The sequence below is a fragment of the Enterococcus sp. AZ095b genome, from assembly GCF_051714725.1.
In the GTDB taxonomy this organism is placed as follows: Bacteria; Bacillota; Bacilli; order Lactobacillales; family Enterococcaceae; genus Enterococcus_B; species Enterococcus_B pernyi.
Genome location: NZ_JBIOSL010000001.1, coordinates 2,632,028 through 2,652,778 on the forward strand (window position 1 = coordinate 2,632,028; position 20,751 = coordinate 2,652,778).

Annotated in this window: 19 protein-coding genes and 1 other annotated feature; of the genes, 3 read left to right on the forward strand and 16 right to left on the reverse strand. The window is 38.6% G+C overall.

Annotated features, from left to right (window positions below; translation table 11 throughout):
* Positions 1–2 precede the first annotated feature (2 nt).
* Positions 3–1,121 carry an exonuclease SbcCD subunit D gene (locus tag IGJ99_RS12595; RefSeq protein WP_019723019.1) on the reverse strand — a complete coding sequence of 373 codons (1,119 nt, stop codon included), beginning with the start codon at positions 1,119–1,121 and terminating at the stop codon, positions 3–5.
* Positions 1,122–1,284: 163 nt separating this feature from the next.
* Positions 1,285–1,920 (reverse strand): lysophospholipid acyltransferase family protein, encoded by a 636-nt coding sequence (locus IGJ99_RS12600; protein WP_010734236.1) that lies wholly within the window; start codon positions 1,918–1,920, stop codon positions 1,285–1,287.
* A gap of 131 nt (positions 1,921–2,051) precedes the next feature.
* Between IGJ99_RS12600 and IGJ99_RS12605 the strand changes: the two genes are divergently transcribed.
* Positions 2,052–2,786 carry a tRNA1(Val) (adenine(37)-N6)-methyltransferase gene (locus tag IGJ99_RS12605; RefSeq protein ID WP_010734235.1) on the forward strand — a complete coding sequence of 245 codons (735 nt, stop codon included), beginning with the start codon at positions 2,052–2,054 and terminating at the stop codon, positions 2,784–2,786.
* The gene (locus IGJ99_RS12610) at positions 2,776–3,063 is read left to right on the forward strand and encodes a GIY-YIG nuclease family protein (protein WP_010734234.1); all 288 of its coding nucleotides are present in this window, start codon (positions 2,776–2,778) and stop codon (positions 3,061–3,063) included. The genes IGJ99_RS12605 and IGJ99_RS12610 overlap by 11 nt, the downstream gene beginning before the upstream one ends.
* A 121-nt stretch (positions 3,064–3,184) precedes the next feature.
* Here IGJ99_RS12610 and IGJ99_RS12615 read toward each other — a convergent pair whose 3' ends face one another.
* From IGJ99_RS12615 to hisS, 7 genes are all read right to left on the reverse strand, one after another.
* Entirely contained in the window at positions 3,185–5,116 is a 1,932-nt protein-coding gene (locus IGJ99_RS12615) for an acyltransferase family protein (protein WP_010734233.1), read from the reverse strand.
* 394 nt (positions 5,117–5,510) lie between these two features.
* A complete protein-coding gene (locus IGJ99_RS12620; RefSeq protein ID WP_010734232.1) occupies positions 5,511–5,897 on the reverse strand; it encodes a type II toxin-antitoxin system HicB family antitoxin in 387 nt (128 codons plus the stop codon).
* Between the two features lie 34 nt (positions 5,898–5,931).
* Positions 5,932–6,120: a type II toxin-antitoxin system HicA family toxin gene (locus IGJ99_RS12625; protein ID WP_010734231.1), complete on the reverse strand. Its 189-nt coding sequence runs from the start codon at positions 6,118–6,120 to the stop codon at positions 5,932–5,934.
* A 1,525-nt stretch (positions 6,121–7,645) separates the two neighbouring features.
* Positions 7,646–7,792 (reverse strand): hypothetical protein, encoded by a 147-nt coding sequence (locus IGJ99_RS12630; protein ID WP_155237725.1) that lies wholly within the window; start codon positions 7,790–7,792, stop codon positions 7,646–7,648.
* Positions 7,793–8,041: 249 nt separating this feature from the next.
* The gene (locus IGJ99_RS12635) at positions 8,042–8,917 is read right to left on the reverse strand and encodes a YitT family protein (RefSeq protein ID WP_010734230.1); all 876 of its coding nucleotides are present in this window, start codon (positions 8,915–8,917) and stop codon (positions 8,042–8,044) included.
* A 207-nt stretch (positions 8,918–9,124) separates the two neighbouring features.
* Positions 9,125–10,891, reverse strand: coding sequence for an aspartate--tRNA ligase (gene aspS, locus IGJ99_RS12640; RefSeq protein WP_010734229.1), 1,767 nt, complete (start codon positions 10,889–10,891; stop codon positions 9,125–9,127).
* A complete protein-coding gene (gene hisS / locus IGJ99_RS12645) occupies positions 10,891–12,198 on the reverse strand; it encodes a histidine--tRNA ligase (protein WP_438770868.1) in 1,308 nt (435 codons plus the stop codon). Before hisS ends, aspS begins: the two co-directional genes overlap by 1 nt.
* Positions 12,199–12,263: 65 nt before the next feature.
* Positions 12,264–12,475 (reverse strand) — a binding site (T-box leader).
* A gap of 130 nt (positions 12,476–12,605) precedes the next feature.
* On the opposite strand from hisS, the gene IGJ99_RS12650 reads away from it, so the two are divergent.
* Positions 12,606–13,556, forward strand: coding sequence for an aldo/keto reductase (locus IGJ99_RS12650; protein ID WP_023520427.1), 951 nt, complete (start codon positions 12,606–12,608; stop codon positions 13,554–13,556).
* A gap of 157 nt (positions 13,557–13,713) precedes the next feature.
* Here IGJ99_RS12650 and IGJ99_RS12655 read toward each other — a convergent pair whose 3' ends face one another.
* From IGJ99_RS12655 to prmA, 7 genes are all read right to left on the reverse strand, one after another.
* A complete protein-coding gene (locus IGJ99_RS12655; protein WP_010734226.1) occupies positions 13,714–13,986 on the reverse strand; it encodes a type II toxin-antitoxin system RelE family toxin in 273 nt (90 codons plus the stop codon).
* On the reverse strand, positions 13,983–14,204 hold the full coding sequence (relB, locus tag IGJ99_RS12660; protein ID WP_010734225.1) for a type II toxin-antitoxin system RelB family antitoxin: 222 nt from the start codon (positions 14,202–14,204) through the stop codon (positions 13,983–13,985). The genes IGJ99_RS12655 and relB overlap by 4 nt, the downstream gene beginning before the upstream one ends.
* Before the next feature lie 92 nt (positions 14,205–14,296).
* A complete protein-coding gene (locus IGJ99_RS12665; RefSeq protein WP_010734224.1) occupies positions 14,297–15,556 on the reverse strand; it encodes a cytochrome P450 in 1,260 nt (419 codons plus the stop codon).
* A 579-nt stretch (positions 15,557–16,135) separates the two neighbouring features.
* Positions 16,136–16,582 carry a D-aminoacyl-tRNA deacylase gene (dtd, locus tag IGJ99_RS12670; protein WP_010734223.1) on the reverse strand — a complete coding sequence of 149 codons (447 nt, stop codon included), beginning with the start codon at positions 16,580–16,582 and terminating at the stop codon, positions 16,136–16,138.
* A gap of 11 nt (positions 16,583–16,593) precedes the next feature.
* Positions 16,594–18,807 carry a RelA/SpoT family protein gene (locus tag IGJ99_RS12675; RefSeq protein WP_010734222.1) on the reverse strand — a complete coding sequence of 738 codons (2,214 nt, stop codon included), beginning with the start codon at positions 18,805–18,807 and terminating at the stop codon, positions 16,594–16,596.
* Positions 18,808–19,038: 231 nt separating this feature from the next.
* Entirely contained in the window at positions 19,039–19,800 is a 762-nt protein-coding gene (locus tag IGJ99_RS12680) for a 16S rRNA (uracil(1498)-N(3))-methyltransferase (protein WP_375152521.1), read from the reverse strand.
* Positions 19,801–20,748, reverse strand: coding sequence for a 50S ribosomal protein L11 methyltransferase (gene prmA / locus IGJ99_RS12685; RefSeq protein ID WP_010734220.1), 948 nt, complete (start codon positions 20,746–20,748; stop codon positions 19,801–19,803). It abuts the gene before it with no gap.
* Positions 20,749–20,751 lie beyond the last annotated feature (3 nt).

Consider the following 20,751-nt stretch of genomic DNA (forward strand, 5'->3'; position numbering starts at 1 on the left):
GATCATTCCGTTTCTGTGAGTTCTTGCAACGTTTCTTCTAACCAGCTCATTTGTTGTTCTGTCATCGGTTCATCCACCATTTCGGTAAAGAATGTTTCCGCGAGTTTCTTTGGTTGCTTGATTTCAAGTGTCTGTCGTTTGCTTGTGGAACGATGCCGTCCATTGACACGTTCGACACCAAGTATTCGAGGATAGATTGCTCGTAGTTGGTTCATCATGTTAGGAATAACTGCGCGATCTTTTAAATAAATCTGCAAATAATTTTCTCGGTTGATCGTATGGTAAAAACTTGGGTCTAATAATTCTTTAAAACTAGCAGTTACTTCAGCGATATCATACAAAGGTGTGATTTCTTGAAAATCCAACACCAAGGTGTCAGTTAGATCAACGATCCAAACACCTTTTTTCTGATTGATCTCTGAAAGTGAGAATTTAAGTGGCGAACCACTGTATCTAGCATTTTCTTGTTGCAAGGCTGCTTGATTATGAAGATGTCCTAAAGCGACATAATCAAATGGCTCCAATAAACTACCTGGAATCGCATCTAGTCCGCCCACTTCGATTTTTGTTTCTGAATCTGATTTCTTACTACCCGTCACAAAAAAGTGGCTGACCAGCACCTGTTTTTTTTCAGGATCAAAAGCGAGTTGCATCTGGTCAACTACTTTTTCCATTGCTTGTTGGACCGTGCGGATCGTATCATCTTCAAAATAACTTCTAGCAGAGATTGGTTCAAAATAAGGCAATAAGAAAAATTGAGTATTTTGATAGTCGATAGGTTGGAAAGCTTCAGCAAATCGGGTGTGTAAAAAGAATTTTGTTTGGCTGAACCATTCAGTTCCAGCAGATAATCGAACACTGCTATCATGGTTTCCTGAGATAGCGAAAATCGGGAATTTTTCGTTCAGGTTCCAGTCGATCATCAATCGATTGAATATCTCTACGGCTTCTACGGCCGGAATACTTCGATCATAGAGATCACCTGCAATAACGATCGCATCCACTTTTTCCTTTTTCGCAATCGTTAAAATCTCAGATAGTACATGTTCTTGCTCTTTAAGTAAATCGTAGCCCTGCAATTTTTTCCCTATATGCCAATCAGCTGTATGTAAAAAACGCATCTCATCACCTCAAAAAAATATCCTTCTTACTATTATAACACTTCCATCAAGGACATGACAGCTAGAATCAATTACAAAAAGGGGATTTTATAACAAAAAAAGCGATAAAGAAGCGGTGTCTTAGACAATCCGTTTCTTTTATCGCTCATCGAATAAAGAACAATTATTCTGTTTCATTCTTTTTTATGATCTCATATTTAAAATCAGGATTTACTTCCTTGTCTAGTTTATCAAATGCGGCTTGTGTGCGTCGCTCGATTTCTGCCATTCCTTCCTTGTCAGTTTTTTTGATATCTGACAAGTCGATCGGTTCACCAAAGCGAACAATCACTCGTTTGCGTTTGAATAGATCACCTAACGTGAGAGGTCCTTGATACACAGCTGGAACGATTTTTACTTTGGCCATTTTGGCAATTAACGCCATTCCACCTTTCAACTCAGTCGCATGTCTTGTCCCACTTGGAAACATGATCAATCCTAGATCGGTTGATTTTAGAATCTTGACAGGTGTCTTGATCACACTTGGTCCCGGATTGTCTCTTTTGACTGGAAAAGCATTCGAGCGTGTTAAGATAAATCGTAAAACAGGGTTTTTGAACAATTCTTCTTTCGCCATAAAACTAAACGATTTAGGTGATGCAGCAACAGCGAGATACAACGGGTCCCACCAAGTGCGGTGTGGTGCAACAAGTATGTAATTCTCGTCTTTTGGTAAGACTTCTTTATTTTCATAACGGGCATTGCCATTGATGACAGCTAAAATCACTTTAACGAGCCCGCGCATAAATCGATAGAACATATCCTCTTCCTTTCTTTACTTCTCGTTCCTATAGTATGCCTAAAAAAGACCGATTTGACAAGTTCTCTTGGTTCTTTTGAACAAAAATAGTATACTACATACGATTAGTTTTTTCATTTGGAGGGAATTAGATGCTTCACGAACATGAACGTATTGACCAATTATATGCAAAAGATATTAAGATTATCCAAAGTTCCCAAGTTTTTTCCTTTTCTTTAGATGCTGTATTGCTTGCTCATTTTGCTCGTGCGCCAAAAACCGGTCAAATCGTTGACCTTTGTTCAGGGAATGGTGCTGTCGGACTATTTTTAAGCAAACAAACACAGGCAAAGATCGATGCAATCGAACTACAGCCACGCTTAGCTGACATGGCTCGACGGAGCATTTCCTTGAATCATTTAGAACAACAAATGACCGTGCATACGATTGACTTAAAAGAAAGTTTATCGGTTGTCAGACACAACTCTTGTGACTTAGTCGTCTGTAACCCCCCTTACTTTAAAGGCTTACCTACAAACAAAAAAAATCCAAATGAGCATCTAGCAATTGCCCGACATGAGATCCATACAACGTTGGAAGAAGTGATCCAAATCTCCGGCAAGTTATTAAAAACAAATGGTCGCTTAGCTCTTGTACATCGCCCAGAACGTTTCTTAGAGATTTTGACCCTTATGCAAACCTATCAGATTGCACCGAAACGTGTTCAGTTTGTTTATCCTAAAGTAGGCAAAGAAGCAAATATTTTATTGATTGAAGGAATCAAGCAAGGAAAAGCCGATGGTTTCAAAGTGTCTCCACCTTTGTTCACCTACGATACGCAAGGTGAGTATACCCCTGAACTCCGTGAGATGCTTTATGGAGAATAACCATTACTTTTATGTGTTGCACTGCCAAGATAATACGTTCTATGGAGGATATACCACCGATTTGGCTCGTCGTTTACAAGAACATAATAATGGCACAGGTGCGAAATACACACGTTTGCAAAAAAGACGTCCTGTAAAAATGATCCATGCAGAAGGATACGCTACAAGAAGTGAAGCCACAAAAGCCGAAGCCGCGTTCAAAAAACAAACACGTCGGCAAAAAGAAACCTATTTGAAGACACACCCTTCTCTTTCTTTACCTGATCAAACGGAGTAAAAAAATTTTAGAGAAAAAGAATGCCTCAACGAAAGATCGGAGAACGATTTTCGTTGAGGCACTTTTTTATAAGAGTTATCCTACTGCTCAGGTCAAAACATTGCTGTCACAACCCCAGTTTTTATTCACTTACTTGAGTACTATCAGATAGAGTGTCGCTCGTACTAGTCGAAGCAGTCTCACTCGTTTTACTTGTCTCTGATTCTTTTGTTCCACCTAATAGTGCTTCACTGACTAGATGGATATAATTCAACATACCATCTGGATTTGGATGGACTTGATCGTCATAGAACCATTCACTGTGACCGTTACTATAACCGTACCAATCAATCACTGTCATGTTATCATATTTCTTTTCCATTTCTGTGAGCATGGCGTTGACTTCATTTTGCCAGCGCTTCGTTGGTACGCGAACATTGACCCAGTAAACTTTGCGATCCCCGATCGCGTTCATCAAGCTATCAAATTGCGCCTCAGAAAAAGAGCCATTTGTTCCTAACCCAATTAATACCGTATCTTTCAATAGATCCCTATTTTTCAATTCTTCGATATAAGGAAGGCTTGTGTAGAGTTGACGACCGACATCGCCATCTACGACTACTTGCGGATATAGTTCTTTTAAATCTGCCGCAGCATCTAACATGACTGAATCACCAAATGCAGTCAGCTCTAGTTGTTGGGCTTTTTCCCCTTGCGCTTTGGTCAAATCATATTTATCCAAAATCGCTTGGTCAATAGGTGCTACATTATTGCCTTGATTATTCTGACTTTTTTCAGCTAGTTTTTTACTTTCAGCAATATTCTTTTGTAATTGCTCTTGGTCCGCTGTCACAGCATTTTTAGGTGCAGTGACGAACCCGACTAAGGCAATCGCTACGACTAAGGTTCCAGGGACCACCCATGGCTTTTTCCAACTGAAAATAGGTTTGGTGAACCAGCCTTTGACGACGCGAAACGTTTGGCTATAATCAAAGCGTGCCAATGGACGTTCGATAAAGCGGTACGACAGTTCACTGATCAATAAAATCAATGTGATTTCAATGACCGTGTGTAACAACACATGATCAGCGATACCTGATACTTTCGCTTCGTAAAAAATCATTACCGGAAATTGGTACAAGTAGATCCCATAACTTCGTTTACCGATCCAACTAAAGACCGGATTCGTCAACCAGCGATTCAAGCTCGCACCGGGATGCGCTGTGACTGCCACAAGAACCATACATAAAAGACTGACTAAAAAGAACCCGCCATAATAGATAAAGCTCAAATGGTCATCTAAGAAAAAGAAAAAGAGGATCAAAATGATCAACGAACTAAAACCCGCTAAATTCAATACTTTCTTTGCTTGTTTAGGGATATTTTTCTTCAATCGCGTACTTGGCCAAACAAAAGCCAATGCACTCCCCATCCAAATCGAGAACAAGCGAGTATCTGTCCCATAATACACACGGGTAGGATCGCCATTTGGCGAGTACAACACCATCATCAAAATCGCTGAAGCAATGGCTGTGCCCATAATGACATAAAAAATATTTTTTTTCTTACGGACAAATACCATGAGTAATACAAAAATGATCGGCCAGATCAGATAGTTCTGCGCCTCTACTGCTAAGGACCAAATATGGGTAAATGGCGACTCATTTGCAAAACGATCAAAATAGGATAATCCATTATTGATCTGCCACCAGTTATTGACATAGAATAAACTGCTGAGTACAACGCCCCGAAGATTATTCAACAATCCTCGCTGGAATAGCGTAATATATGCTGATGCAGTAATAAGCAAGAAAACGAGCCCAGGATACAGTCGTTTCATTCGCCGAACGTAAAATTGCCAAATATTGATTTTTCCATTTTGTTCCCACTCTTGTCGTAAGAGATCGGTAATAAGATAACCTGAAACGACAAAAAATATCGGAACTCCGAGGTAACCACCCTTCATACTTGTTGGCAACAAGTGGTATAAAATAACCCCGATGACCGCTAATGAACGAATCCCATCGAAGCCCGTGATATACCGGCTATTTTTTAATCTTTTTTGTTTTTCCATTCAATATTCCAACTTTTCATAAACTTTTTTCATTCGTAATATACGTGCATTACCAAAAAATAGCAAGCAAAAACTTCATAAAAGTTGCCACTTTATACTATAATCCCATAGTTCATCAAAAAAGAACACATTTTTAAGTAACTTTAACAAAATTTCAAATATAACAAGTTGGCTAATTGTTGCTTGGATAGGGTTTCATTATTTTCTATTATTTTTCGTTGATGGGCGAGAAATAATTGAATGATATCTACTCTTAACAAGGATAAACATCTATACTCCTTGGTTGCAAGCACTCTGTCACTCCTTTTCTATGATCACTTTAATAACTCATTCCTAATTATTACAAAAAAACATCACCTGTCCTTTAGCAGACAGATGATCGTTCTCTTTCGTATCATATATTTAATTTTTGAACCAAAGCTTCAGACATTGTTTTTGAAAAATTTATCCCTTCATTTGTTGCGCGCACATTTAACCAATGAGGAATTTTTATTGTCTTTTTATCTAGTTGGACATCTTTTAAGTAATCATTTAGATCCACAGAAATCAAAGTAGCAAATTCACGCTCAGAATCAATCGAAAGATCATTGATATTAGTTGGCTTTGGCAAAGGTTTATTATTCTCAACTAAATCACCGAGCATGATCCCTAAAGCATCCGATGCAACTTCTAACCCCTCGATAATATCTTTTGATTGTGTCACTGCTCCTTCGATATCAGGAAAATAAATTCCATATCCAACAGGATCCTTTTCAAAAATAGCTGGATAAACTTTTTTCATTCATCTCCCCTTCTTTCGTAACAGCACAGCGGGCTTAAATGCCCACTGCTTTTCGAACAGAATCTTCTACTCTTCTAGATAACTCTTTTGAATGGCTAGTAAGGATAACAGGTCTAGGATGATCCTTTTTAGTGAATTTCCTATGTGAGCCCTTCCCACCTTTCACTTCAACAAAGCCAGCATCTTTCAGTAGCTTTTCTGCTTCTCTGATTGTCATGGGCATTGCACATACCTCTTGACTATTATATAATAATACGTACTGGGCGTACTGTAAAGTTGCAAACTATAGCTTCAACGAAAATAAAAATTCTCTTAAATTATTTTTAAAGTGAGCACATCCTATTATGTAATACTAGTCAATATCTATAATTTCAACTTGTTATTTCCCATGTCGTCTTCTTCAAAGTTACGAAAAACGCCAGAAATTTTTTTAATAATAATTCTTATGACATTCTGCATTCCTAATCGCAGCACACGAATAAAAATACTTTGTGTTTAATTGTATATTTAAAATAAGTGGGGAGGGAGAATCAGCAACGTTAAAATGAAAAATAAACTAGATTGCATAGTAGTTTGTTTATGCACTATTCATATCAGCAGATCGAATCACATTTTTTTGGTTTCCAATTAATATGAAAGGCTAGTTATTCATTGAAATTAATATTATTTATGATATAATTTAGCTACAAAGAAGAATTCTCATAGCTATAATCAAAAACCACTAGCGTGCAGGCTAGTGGTTTTCTTTTACGTTTCTATACGAATTAACGGGTAGGCTTACTGTCTTTTTTGGCAATTTTACAATCAAGCCATTGACAGAAGTAGTGTGCAGCTACCTCTGCTATGATTGCAAAAGTAAAATCAAGAAGAAACTTCATAGCTATAACCTCCTCCCCTTGCCAGAATAGGCCGGGGTAGCAGACAGCACAATTATTATACCATAACTGAAAATACAAATTTTAGTGTTGCCACTGATAGTTTTAGTGTCATTATTCTACAAGTGGCTACCGAAGTAAGAGAAAAAAACTACACTTTTTAACTTTTTTCAAAATAAGTGTTGCCATTTCAATTTTATGAACTCCAGGTTGTAGCATTTCCTCTGAAAATCCATCCCTTTCAAATGTAGTACCGTCTTTTGATTAAAAGGCTAGAGAAATTAATTCGAAGATATCCTCTTTAATGATTTGATCAATTTCCAAGTATTTAATAAGTATCTCTCCTTGTTTTGGAGGTTCGTTCGCCGGCTTCAAGACAATTCAATTGCACAGACAGATTGCTAACGGAACTGTCGTTAGATGCGCCGATTCTATTATTATGTGTTGAGACAAAAACAGGAATACGTTTAGAAATATCTTGTAGGACAGTATTTATTCTGTTGTTTAAAAACATATTATCAAAAGAAGACTCAGGCTCATCAATAAGAAGTAGATCCTATTTGAGTGAATCTTCTATTTTTCTGTGAAAATTATATTCTGCTCGTTGCTCCCCAGAAACGGGATTCAGCTCTTTGTTTAATATGTCAATTTGCATTTTAACAAAGTATTTTACAAAGTCAGCATGCTCTAAAATATCTTTATTTTTTAAGCTTGTAGGTAGTCAAATGGTTGATCATAAAATTTAAAGACTTCAATAAAGGAAGTTCGCTTTTTGATTTTCTAATTGTAAAATCGTAAACTTCGGTTTCGTTCAATATCTTATCTTTTTGTAGTTCTTTGGTTATGTTATTGCACTCATTTATCATTTTTGTATCAATCAATTATTGTCACTTGTTTTAAGATATCTTCTTGCATATGTTTAGCAACCAAGCTAGGAGGAATTTTTTCTAACCCGTCTTGAACAGGTACATAGTCAAGGAAATTACCAATCGTCGTTAGGCCTACATCATCACTAGCCAATTCTACTAATCCAATTTGAATTGCATTGTGGCTATCTAAGATCAGGTAAGTGCTTCATATGATCATACTTCATAAATCTTATGAAAGAAGACGCCTTTTGTCTGTTGAAATATCGATAGCATAAATGATTATTTTCAATTCCTTAATCGCAACAATCATTTCTGGTATTCTAGCGACAAGAAGATCAAAAAAACACAGCGATAACCATTCAGTTATCCACTGTGTTTTATCTAACTAGTTTACTAAAATCTAAATCCCATCTTCATAAAAACGTCCGAGAATTTGAACATTTTCCGCAATACTGACAAATGCTTGCGGGTCAGAAGATTTCATTGCTTCACGTAACAAAGGAAGCTCATAGCGAGTAACGATCGTCATTAAGACTGTTTGTTTATCGTGCTTGTACGCACCTTCTGCTTCATTGATGATCGTGATCCCACGACGCATACATTTTTGGATGGCTTCGATCACTGCTTCAGGATGTTTAGTCACGATCATGACTTGCATCTTTTTTTGTTTCGTATAGACGACATCCGTCACTTTACCACTCACAAAAATCGACAAAGCACTATAAAACATATACTGCCAGCCGAAGAGCAAGCCCGCTACGAAAACAATCAGTGCATTGAAATAAATGGAAATCGAACCGATGGATCGACCTGTTTTTTTACGGATCGTAATACTCACGATATCTAATCCGCCAGAAGACAAACCATTTTTTAATGCTAAACCAATACCAACCCCATTGACGGCACCACCGAATATCGCACAAATGATCGGATCAGTCGAAAGAATCGTTTGTGGCAAAAGATGGATACTAAGCGAGGTTAATGTCACAGTGATAAATGTAAAAATCGTAAATTTCTTTCCAAGTTTAAACCAAGCTAAAAAAAATAACGGGATATTCAATAAATATAATGTGGTTGAAACAGGGATTTCAAAACCAATCACTGATTTAGAAAGGGTCGTTAAGATTTGTGCAAGACCGGTTATCCCACTTGAATAGATGTTTCCTGGTTGATAAAAAAAGTTCAATGCAACTGAAGCAATCAGAGCATAGACGATCGACACCGAAAGTTTGGTCGTATAATCATGATACGCCCAATTTTCGAAAGTTTTTTTCATGAAAAAAGCCTCGCTTTATCTGGTATGCCCTTATTATATGATCTTTTAGAATATAATCAAGAGACTTCTTTGAAAAAAAGATTGGAAATTCCAATATAAGAGAAAAAAAGGTTGCTCCAGTGTCACTAGCACGAATCAATCGCGACTTATCAGTGACTCCTTCACAACCTTGGTATTCCTATGAAAATAACTTCTCTTTCTTATTTGTTATTCAACATCTGTAACATCGATGTTCAATTCAAATAATTGAAGATCAGAAACAGTACTTGGCGCATCACTCATGACATCAGCTGCTTTACCATTTTTAGGGAAAGCAATCACTTCACGAATGTTTTCTTCACCTGCAAGCAACATCACAAAGCGATCAAGTCCCAAGGCAATTCCTCCATGTGGTGGGAAGCCATAGTCTAATGCACTTAATAAGAAACCAAATTGCTCTTCCATTTCTTCTTCAGAAAAGCCTAGTGTTTTTAATACTTTTTCTTGTAATTCTCTTGTATGGATACGTAACGATCCCCCACCTAATTCATAGCCGTTCAAGACGATGTCATACGCTTCTGCGTAGACTTTTGCCGGATCAGTTTCCAATAACTCGACATCGGATGCTTTAGGCATCGTAAACGGATGATGCGCGGAAACATAGCGGCCTTCTTCTGCTGAATATTCAAATTGTGGCCATTCTGTCACCCATAAGAAATTGAATTTTGATTCGTCGATCAAGTCTAATTCTTTTCCTAAGCGAGAACGAATCGCTCCAAGAGTGGCTGCAACGATTTCTTCTTTGTCTGCACCAAACAATAAAATATCTCCAACTTCAGCGTTTGTTGCTTGGATCAATGCTTCAGATGCCTCGCCCATAAATTTCGCAATAGGCCCTTTCAAGCCATCTTCTTCTACTTTTAACCAAGCTAGTCCTTTTGCGCCAAACTGAGTGGCATATTGTCCAAGATTATCTAAATCTTTACGTGAATACTTGCTTGCTGCATTTTTCGCATTCAGCGCTTTGACCACTCCGCCATTTTCAAGTGCCATTTGGAAGACTTTAAATTCAACGTCTTTCACAACCGTGCTCAAGTCGATCAATTCCATGTCAAAACGTGTATCAGGTTTGTCACTTCCATAACGGCTCATTGCTTCATCATATGTCATACGAGGGAATGGTAAAGTGACTTCGATACCACGTACCTCTTTCATCACTTTAGCAATCAATCCTTCTGTATAGGTTTGGATTTCTTCAGCGGTCAAGAAAGTCGTTTCAATATCGACTTGTGTAAATTCTGGTTGACGGTCGCCACGTAAATCTTCATCACGGAAACAACGAACGATTTGATAGTAACGATCAAATCCAGCATTCATCAATAATTGTTTGAACAACTGTGGTGACTGTGGTAAAGCATAGAAATGCCCTGCATGGATACGAGAAGGTACTAAGTAATCTCTCGCGCCTTCTGGTGTTGATTTGCCCAAATAAGGTGTTTCAATATCCAAGAAATCATGGTCATCCAAGTAATGACGGATTGCTTTCGTTGTGTCGTTGCGCAATTTGATATTGTTCGTCATTTTTGGACGACGTAAATCAAGATAACGATACTTCAAACGAATCTCATCACTGATCGTTTGTTCATCCTCAATCAAGAAAGGTGGTGTTTTGGCTTGATTCAAGATAATGATTTCATCCGCGATGATCTCAAATTCACCCGTTGCCATTTTAGGATTGATTGCCAATTCATCCCGATTTTTTACTGTACCTGTCACTTCAATGACATATTCACTACGGCATTTATCTGCGATTTCCCATGCTTCTTTATTGATTTCTGGATTAAAGACAAGTTGAACGATCCCTTCACGATCACGTAAATCGATAAAGATCACGCCACCTAAGTCACGTCTTTTTTGTACCCAACCTTTTAATGTAACTGTTTGTCCTAACTGCTTTTCTGAAACCAGTCCACAGTAAACTGTTCGTTGTGCCATCATTTTTCCTCCTGTTCAGTAGATAATGTCATTTCATCATAGACTTTATCAAAGTGTTCATAAATATCTTCTAGTGCAAAGCTTTTCTCTGTACGATTAGCCATTGATTTGACGTTGATCGTTTGATTTGCTAGTTCATCCGCACCAATCACCAAGACCAACTTCGCATCGGCTTTGTCTGCTGTCTTAAATTGTGCTTTGGCTTTACGTCCCATAAAATCACGATCTGCGGAAAAACCAAAATCACGGATTGCTTGAACGATTTTCAACGCTTCGATATTTGTTTCTTCGCCTAGTGCCACCACATAGGCATCTAATGTATTCATTACAGGGACAGCTACTTCTTCTGCCTCCATCGTTAATAAAATACGTTCGATCCCCATCGCAAAACCAAATCCTGGTGTCGCTGGTCCGCCTAGTTCTTTGACCAAGTTGTCATAACGGCCACCCGCACAAATCGTTGCTTGTGCGCCCATTTTAGGTGCGTCACTCATCACTTCAAAAATCGTATGCGTATAATAATCTAACCCACGAACCATATTGCTGTCGATTTCATAAGGTACATCTAACGCATCCAACATGGCAATCACTGTATCAAAATGTGCTTTTGCTGTTTCACTTAAATAATCTAAGATTGAAGGCGCTTCTGCTACGAATTTTTGATCACGTTTGTCTTTACTATCCAATACACGCAATGGATTTTCATGTAAACGACGTTGTGAATCTTCGCTTAATTCTGCTTCAAACGGTACAAGGTAATCGATCAACGCTTGACGATACGCTTGTCGCGTTTCTTGATCGCCTAAAGAGTTGATCACTAAACGGATTTGACTGATTCCTAATTGTTCGAAGAAGTCTAATGCCATCACCATGCTTTCAACATCCGTCGCAGGATTGTCTGAGCCAAATGCTTCGACACCGATTTGATGGAATTGACGTAAACGACCTTTTTGCGGGCGCTCATAACGAAACATTGGTCCCATATAAAATGTTTTGTAAGGTTTTGTATATTCTGGTCCAAATAATTTATTCTCAACAAATGAACGAACGATTGGTGCAGTTCCTTCTGGACGAAGCGTAACATGACGCTCGCCTTTGTCATAAAAATCATACATTTCTTTTGAAACGATATCAGTCGTATCCCCTACACTACGAGCAATCACTTCATAATGCTCAAAAATCGGCGTGCGGATCTCATTATATTGATAATCTTTAAATAATAAACGGGCAGTTTCTTCAACAAATTGCCATTTTTCAGATTCTCCAGGTAAAATATCATTTGTTCCTTTTGGTCTTTGGAAGCTCATCTTTTTCTCTCCTTTTCTTCACGCTATGTAATCAATGCAAACAAAAAACACCCTTGTTCGCCATGAACAAGGGTGAATGATTATTTCATACACGGTACCACCTATATTTGAAAGATTGCTCTTTCCTCTCACGATTAACGCTCGTTTACGGGACGGCTTTGCACGCGTCCATCTCCAGAGTGTCTTTCAGAAACTACTTGTTTTAGATCGCTCTCAGCCACGACGATCCTCTCTTATAAAGCATTTAGTTACTTACTCGCTCTTTCATCGATATTTAGATATTAATTATAACCTACTAAAAACACAGCGCAAAGTCAAGTAGATTCTTATTGATTTCTTTTTTAAAGTCATTTTGATTTAGCTTTTTTTCTTTTTGATTTAGACTAAATAAAAAAGGAGGTAAAAAAATGTCAGAAGTAAAAATTGGTCATTCTCAAGTATATGCCGAAGCAATCGGCTTAGGTGCAAATGCCGTCGGAGGGCACAATCTTTTTTCAGGATTAGCGGATGAAACTGGAAAAGAAGTCGTCAGAGCTGCCTTAGATAATGGCTTGAACCTTATTGATACTGCTTATATTTATGGCGAAGGTCGTTCGGAACAATTGATTGGAGAAGTCTTGCAAGAACCGGCTTATGATCGTTCCCGTATTATTATTGCCACCAAAGCAGCACATCTTCCAGATCAACCGAAAAAATTTGATAACTCTCCTGAATTTTTGAAGAAATCAGTCGATGAAGCGTTAGAACGTCTGCAAACAGATTATATCGATATTTTTTATATCCATTTTCCAGATGAAGCAACACCTAAAAATGAAGCAGTTGCCGCTTTACACGAACTAAAAGAAGCAGGGAAGATCCGTGCTATCGGTGTGTCTAATTTCACTTTAGAGCAATTGAAAGAAGCCAACCAAGACGGCTATGTCGATATCGTACAAGATCAATTCAGTTTGATCCATCGCACAGCGGAAAAAGAATTATTCCCTTACCTCGAAGCTAACGAGATTGGTTTTGTGCCTTATTTCCCACTTGCTTCAGGTTTATTGACTGGCAAGTATGATCTAGAAAGTCCAAAACATTTTTCTGAAGATGATCCTAGAAAGAACAAACCAAACTTTCAAGGTGAACGATATGAACAAATCATCACAGCGGTCGATCAACTCAAACCGCTTGCTGAAAAGTACCAAGCAACTACTGCTCAATTAGTCTTAGCTTGGTATATCGCGCACCCGCGGATTTCATTTGTCATTCCTGGCGCAAAGAAACCCGAACAAGTCGCAGACAATGCCAAAGCTTTGGATATTCATTTATCTTTAGAAGATGCCCAAACAATCGATCAGTTATTCCGAGAGTTTAAATAATACTCAAAAACAGCCACATCAAGAAAATGATGTAGCTGTTTTTTTATAAATGATACAGTAAGCCTCGACTATTTGAATAGGGCTAAAATTGGTTGAAAGAAGTTAATTTTTGGTTGAATAACTTCCATTCAAATTAATCAAATCTATACATAAAACACTATTTATAGATGTCATTTCGATGACCAATTTGTACGATCAAAATCGTTATCACTTCATCATCTATATCTGCAATGATCCGATAATTCCCCACTCTATAACGCCATTCGCCACTCCTATTCGCTACTAACCCTTTACCATATTGTCTGGGGTTATCTGTATTGATAAGATTTTTTTCTATCCATGATAGTATCAAAGAAGCTTGAAATTTATCCATTTTTTTCAATGCTTTTTGTGCACCTTTTTCATAACGGACAAGATATTGCTTCCTCATAATCCTAGTTCTCTTTTCATTTCTTCATGCGAGATACTTTCATCAAGACTCTTATGATCTTTCATCGCTTTATTATAGATATCCATATCAATCTGATCTTCTAGCGTTTCTAATAAAGTTGTCCTTGCCAATTCTGAAACGGTCATTCCATTCAAATCAGCCATTGCTAACATAAATGCTTTTTCTTCGTCTGATACACGAAACGTAATATTACTCATACCTTGACACCTCCTGTATACATTTGTATTACATATCTATATCGTAATACAAATGTATACAACTGTCAATAAAATACTGTATTGCCCCCACGTTACTCTTTATATAACAATCCTCGACTATTTGGATAAGTCGGAAATTGATTGAATGGAATCGTCCAGTCTTGTTCTGGCACAGAAAAGGCAAAACGATTCACTAATTGATCGGAAAAAACGCGTAAACTATGCAACGTGATCCATTCACCTGCGCATCGGTGCATTTTTCGGAAGTCACCGCCACCTTGTGCAATCATCTCATACTCTTCTTCATAAGAGATTTTTTTCGCTTTACCAATATACCGTTTGATCAAAAATGCCTCTGGTGAATCCACTGTCCGTTCATCATGATTTGTTCCATACAAATCTAAGATCACCCAACTGTCTTTAGGGATGCGATAGCCGTCTACTTCTACATCTTGCAAAGCAAAGGCGGGTAACATTGGGAAAAATGGGTAATACCGACGCATCTCCTGAATAAAAGGATCTTGCAGTTCCTTAAAATCGTTTTTTAGTTGTTGATAGAGATCTGGTCGGCTGAAAAGAGCATGCCCCATCAACGCCGCCCATACGGTCAATGCCACGGTCGGCCGAATGATATTCAATAATTCTACCGACGCAATATCCAAAGGCAAAAGATTACCTTTAAGGTCAGTCGCATTCGCAAAAGCATAAAGCGCTACATTTTCTTTTCCGGCTACTGGATTTTCTCGTGCTTCTTCCAACAACTCTTGTGCCCATTTTTCTGATTTTTTCCGATTTTCTACACCTTTAAAATGATCGAGTGGCGAAGTGACTGTCCCACTGATCATAGAGATCTGATAATCTGCCAGTTGGTTGATCTCTTCTTCTGAATAATCCGCTAAGTTGATTCCTGACCATTCACAGATGGCGGTAAAAAGTACTTTTTTACTCAGGTCAAATAACTCAAAAGTACCATGTTGTTGTTCCAATTCATGTGCCAATACTCGATCCAATATTTGATGATAGTCTTCCATTCGCTCTGGTGTCATCAAATCCATAAAAATTGCTTTACGGTGATGATGCTCCGCGCCATCTAAAGACTGCACACCGTCCTTTCCAAATAATGTTTTTTGGACCATTTTAGGCATTGCGCCTTCTCGTTTGAAATTTCTTGGATCATAAAAATGTTTCGCTGCCTCTTCTCCATAGATGATCACAGCTTCCTTATTGAATATCTTTGCTTTCACAACAGGTGATTGGGCTTCTTCTCTTAGCTTTCCAAGCATTTTGTAGCCCTCGTTATAGTATTTTTTGATTTCGGTCATTTTGATATCGACCACGGGAATTTCTTGCATATTTTTTGCTCCTCCTAATAAATAACTTTAGATATTATTAGGATACTCCTTGTACAATAAAACTGACAAAAGAAGTGTTTGAGACAAAGCCATACCATTTATTTCTCTTGAGCTGCCTAACCTCGAATAAAAGGCTTCCTCATCACTAATAAGATTTCATTATAACGTTCTGTGACTCTGTCATTCACCTCATTCCTTCGTCTAGCTTTGTAGTCAACTCGTGAAATGCCTCTTTGAACCGCACGTCTTTTCTAGCATGTTTGTAAAAAGACAAAACATAGACATCATAAAATAAATTATAGCTTCTAAAGGAATATTTTACTTGCAACTAAAAGATATAATGGCATTCTAAAGTAGTGAAAGGGGCTTCTTTGATCAATTTTTTGTCTGGTATTGCCCAGTAATCAAAGCCATTATCATAGCGGCGGGAAAGTATCTCGTCTATCGTTGTCTGATTTCTCTCATCTCAGTAATACTAACGAACAAAAAATAAAAATGGCTGCCAAAATGAGGGAGAATAAAAAAAGTCTGATTTTGAGAAACTTCATCAAAATCAGACTGATCTTTTTTATTCATTTATCATTTATTTTGAGAATCAATAATGATCGTCACTGGGCCATCATTCACAAGAGAAACCGCCATATCTGCACCAAATTCTCCTGTTTCAACTGTGATTCCTCGTTGTCTTAGCCCTTCGTTAAATGCTTCATATAAAGGAATCGCTGTTTCCGGACGTGCTGCTGCGATAAAACTTGGTCGATTGCCTTTTTTTGTGTCTGCAAAAAGAGTGAATTGAGAAATACTCAACAGCGCTCCTTTGACATCTTCAATACTTAAATTCATTTTTCCTTGTTCATCTTCAAAGATACGCATCTGGGCAATTTTTTTGATCAAATAATCGACGTCTTTTTGCGTATCTGTATCATGAACACCTAGCAAAATCAACAAGCCATGATCGATACGCCCCACTTCTCGTTCGTTGATCGACACAGCTGCTTGACTCACTCGTTGGATCACTGCGCGCAAAGTACTACCTCCTAGCCATTCATCCGGCGTACGCTATATACATCCGGTACAGTCTTGATTTTATCGACAATACTTTTCAAGTGTGACAAGTTACGTATCCCTACTGTCAAATGGATCGTCGCCATTTTGTCTTTATTCGTTCGTGCTTCGACACTGTTTAGATTTTTAGTCATCGCATTCACTGTCTGCAAGACGTCATTTAACATGCCCGAACGATTATAGCCATAGATCTCTAAATCAGCATCATACTCTTTGTTCGTATTTGAAGTGTCTTCCCATTCAACGTCAATCAACCGTTCTTCCACGTTTGGTTTATCCGGTTGGACATTCGGACAGTCTTTGCGATGGATCGAGATACCACGTCCTTTGGTGATATAGCCCACGATGTCATCCCCTGGTACAGGATTGCAACAACGGCTGATCCGGATCAACAAGTTTTCAACACCTTGGATGACGACGCCACCTTCATGACGAACCTTCATTTTTTCAGGCTCTTTTTTAGGTTGATTCATCAACTCTTCTGCTTCTTGTTTTTGTTGCTCGATTTTTTGTTCTTTCCGCTCTTTTTCAGTCAAGCGATTAGCCATCGTCAATGGACTTACTTCGCCATAACCAATCGCAGCATACATATCTTCTTCTGTTTGAAAATTCAAGCGTTCTAATGCGTCGTGTAATTTATTTTTTGAAAGAATCTCCTTTGGTACAAAACCAAGATCCATAATACACTTCACTAAAGCTTCATGGCCCTTCGTCACATTTTCGTCTCGATCTTGCCCTTTGAAGAAACGCTTGATTTTATTTCTCGCTTTACTTGTGGCTACTAATTTCAGCCAATCACGACTTGGTCCAAATGAATTTGGCGAAGTCAGAATCTCGATGATATCACCATTCTTCAATTTGTAATCTAATTGGACCATTTTCCCATTGATTTTGGCACCAGTCGTTTTGTTCCCGATATCTGTATGGATGCTATAAGCAAAGTCTAACGGTCCTGATCCTTTAGGAAGTTCAGTCACATCGCCTTTAGGAGTGAACACATAGACTTTATCACTAAAGATATCGCCTTTCACACCCTCCATGAATTCAGAAGCATCGTAACTTTCATCTTGCAATTCGATGATCTCATGGAACCAACTTAACTGTTTTGTCATCCCATCGGGTTCAACTTTGTCGCCTTTTCCTTCTTTATATGCCCAGTGAGCAGCTACCCCAAACTCAGCGATTTCGTGCATTTCTTGGGTACGGATCTGAATCTCGACAGGGTTGCCAGCTGGTCCGATAACAGTTGTATGCAACGATTGATACATATTCGCTTTAGGCATCGCGATATAATCTTTGAATCTACCTGGCATAGGTTTCCATTTCGTATGGATCGCTCCTAGTACTGCATAACAATCTTTGATCGAATCCACGATCACTCGGATTGCCAGTAGATCATAGATTTCATTGAATTGCTTCTTTTGGTCTTTCATCTTACGGTAAATCGAATAGATGTGTTTCGGGCGACCATAGATCTCTGCAAAAATCCCCAATTCTTCCGTTGCTAAACGGATATCCTCCACTGTACCACTGACATAATTTTCACGTTCTTCTCGTTTTGTTTGCATCAAGTGAACGATTCGATAATATTGCTTTGGATTGAGATAACGCAGCGCCGTATCCTCTAATTCCCATTTGATTCGACTGATCCCTAAACGATGAGCAAGCGGTGCGTATATTTCCAATGTTTCTTGCGCAATGCGTCGTTGTTTATCTTCCCGCAAATGCTTTAACGTACGCATGTTATGTAAACGATCGGCTAACTTCACCATGATTACACGTAAATCTTGAGCCATAGCTAATAACATTTTGCGGTGATTTTCCGCTAGTTGTTCTTCGTGGGATTTGTATTTGATTTTCCCTAACTTCGTCACTCCGTCCACCAACATTGCCACGTCGTTCCCGAAGGCTTCTCTTAAATCTTCTAAGGTTACTTCTGTATCTTCTACCACATCATGTAAAAAACCAGTGGCAACCGTATGGGGGTCCATTCGTAGATCTGCAAGAATCCCTGCAACTTGGATCGGATGGATGATATAAGGTTCTCCTGATTTACGAAATTGTCCCTCATGTGCAGTGGTCGCGTAGTCACATGCTTTTTGCACAAAAGCGACATGTTCAGGTCCCATGTATTGGCTAACCATCTTAATGACATCAGGCCCTGTTAATATTTCTTCTTTTGGCATGGGAAACATCCCCCTTTCTATTCATAATCAAAACAGATATTTTTTGTCGTGAGAAAGCATTTTTTTATAGCTTAGGATTAAATAATTGTTCTTATTATACCGATTGTGTCAATGATTTTCAATTCCGTACAAAAGGCAAAATCCCACTTTCACTTTGAGGGATCAAGAAAATAGGAAAATTCATACATTTGTTTTGTAGAAGATCGTTATCCCTAACGATTAACTCGCCTATTACTTGCTAAGTGCTTGTAATTCAAGTTGGAAACTTGCGGCACTTAACAAATACAATGGCGCAGTTTCTGTTCGTAGGATTCTTGGACCAAGACCACAAAGAATGCCACCTTGTGATTCGAAATGAGCGATTTCTTGAGGTGATAATCCGCCTTCTGGGCCAAACACTGCAAGGATCCGAGTACCTGGTAAAACAGATTGCAGTATTTTGGCTAAATTAGCGGCTTCCCCTTGTTTTGCTGATTCTTCATATGCAACCAGAAGGACATCATACGAACTGAGCGTCTCATAAAATTGCTTTTCTGTCTCCATTAAAGATACTTGCGGTACGACTTGGCGATGCGACTGTTCCGCCGCTTCCTGTGCAATCTTGACCAACCGCTCTTGTCGCTTTTTGCGTTTTTTGGTATCCCATTTAACGACAGAAGCAGCAGCAGGAAATCCCACAAACCCGTGAGCGCCTAGCTCTGTCCCTTTTTGTACGATCCAATCCAACTTATCCCCTTTAGGATATCCGCTAGCAATCGTGATCTTGCAGGGTAATTCTTTTTGAACACTTTCTTTCGCCACTTCGACTAAGAAGACTTCATTCTCCTTCATTTCACTGATTTCTGCAATGATCGCGATCTGGTCGTTAAATGCTAAATAGACCTGATCTTTCACTGCCATTCGCATAACTCTTACCATATGGTGATAGGCTTCACCCTCTATTACAAAACGCTCTTGTGGTCGATAAGGCTCATCTAGAAAATATCGTTGCATTTAATCCACCTCAGGCTTTTTTAGCATAATGGCATACCAATCTTTTTGTTGGAACACTTGATCGACAACAAAACCTTGTTCTTCCATCGCCGTAAGAACCATTTCTTTCTTCTCTTCAATGATTCCAGAAACGATCAACGTCCCAGTTTGTTTTAGTAAACGCCACGCATCAGGAATCATCAACAAAATGATATCTGCCAAAATATTAGCTACGATCACATCGCTCTCGCTCTCGATGCCTTTTAATAGGTCATTGGCTGACACATGCACATCTTTTGCTACTTCATTTAGGTCCATATTTTCTTTTGCTGAACGTACTGCCACTTCATCGAGATCATACGCATAGACTTCTTTTGCCCCTAAATGCTTCGCCGCAATACTCAACACTCCGGAACCAGTACCGACATCTAAAAGCGTTTCTCCACCTCGCAAGGTCGACTCCAGTGCTTGTAATGTCAAAGAAGTCGTTGGATGCGTACCTGTTCCAAACGCCATCCCTGGATCTAATGTAATGATTTTTTCTAATGGATCAGTCGTTTGATAACTTTCCCAACTTGGTACGACAGTTAGTAGACGTGTGATCCGAACCGGATGATAATATTTTTTCCAAGCCGTTGCCCAATTGCTTTCTTCGACTTCACTCACCGTCACAATGTTCTTACCGATCGCTAATCCAAATTCGGGTAATTTTGTCACACGTTCTTTGATAAAGGGTAAAATTTCCGGTAAAAAGATCGTTTCAGGGAAATAAGCCATCACGATGGCACCCTCTTCAATCGTTGTAAAATCTTCTTTTGTCAGGATTTCTCCATAAGGATCAGATTTAAAATTTTCGACGTCCAATGAATCTTCGATCGCGACACCACTCGCTCCTGCTTCCATTAAAATATTTGCGACTGCTTCAACCGCTTCACTCGCCGTTTCGATTTTGACTTCATTCCATTTCATATA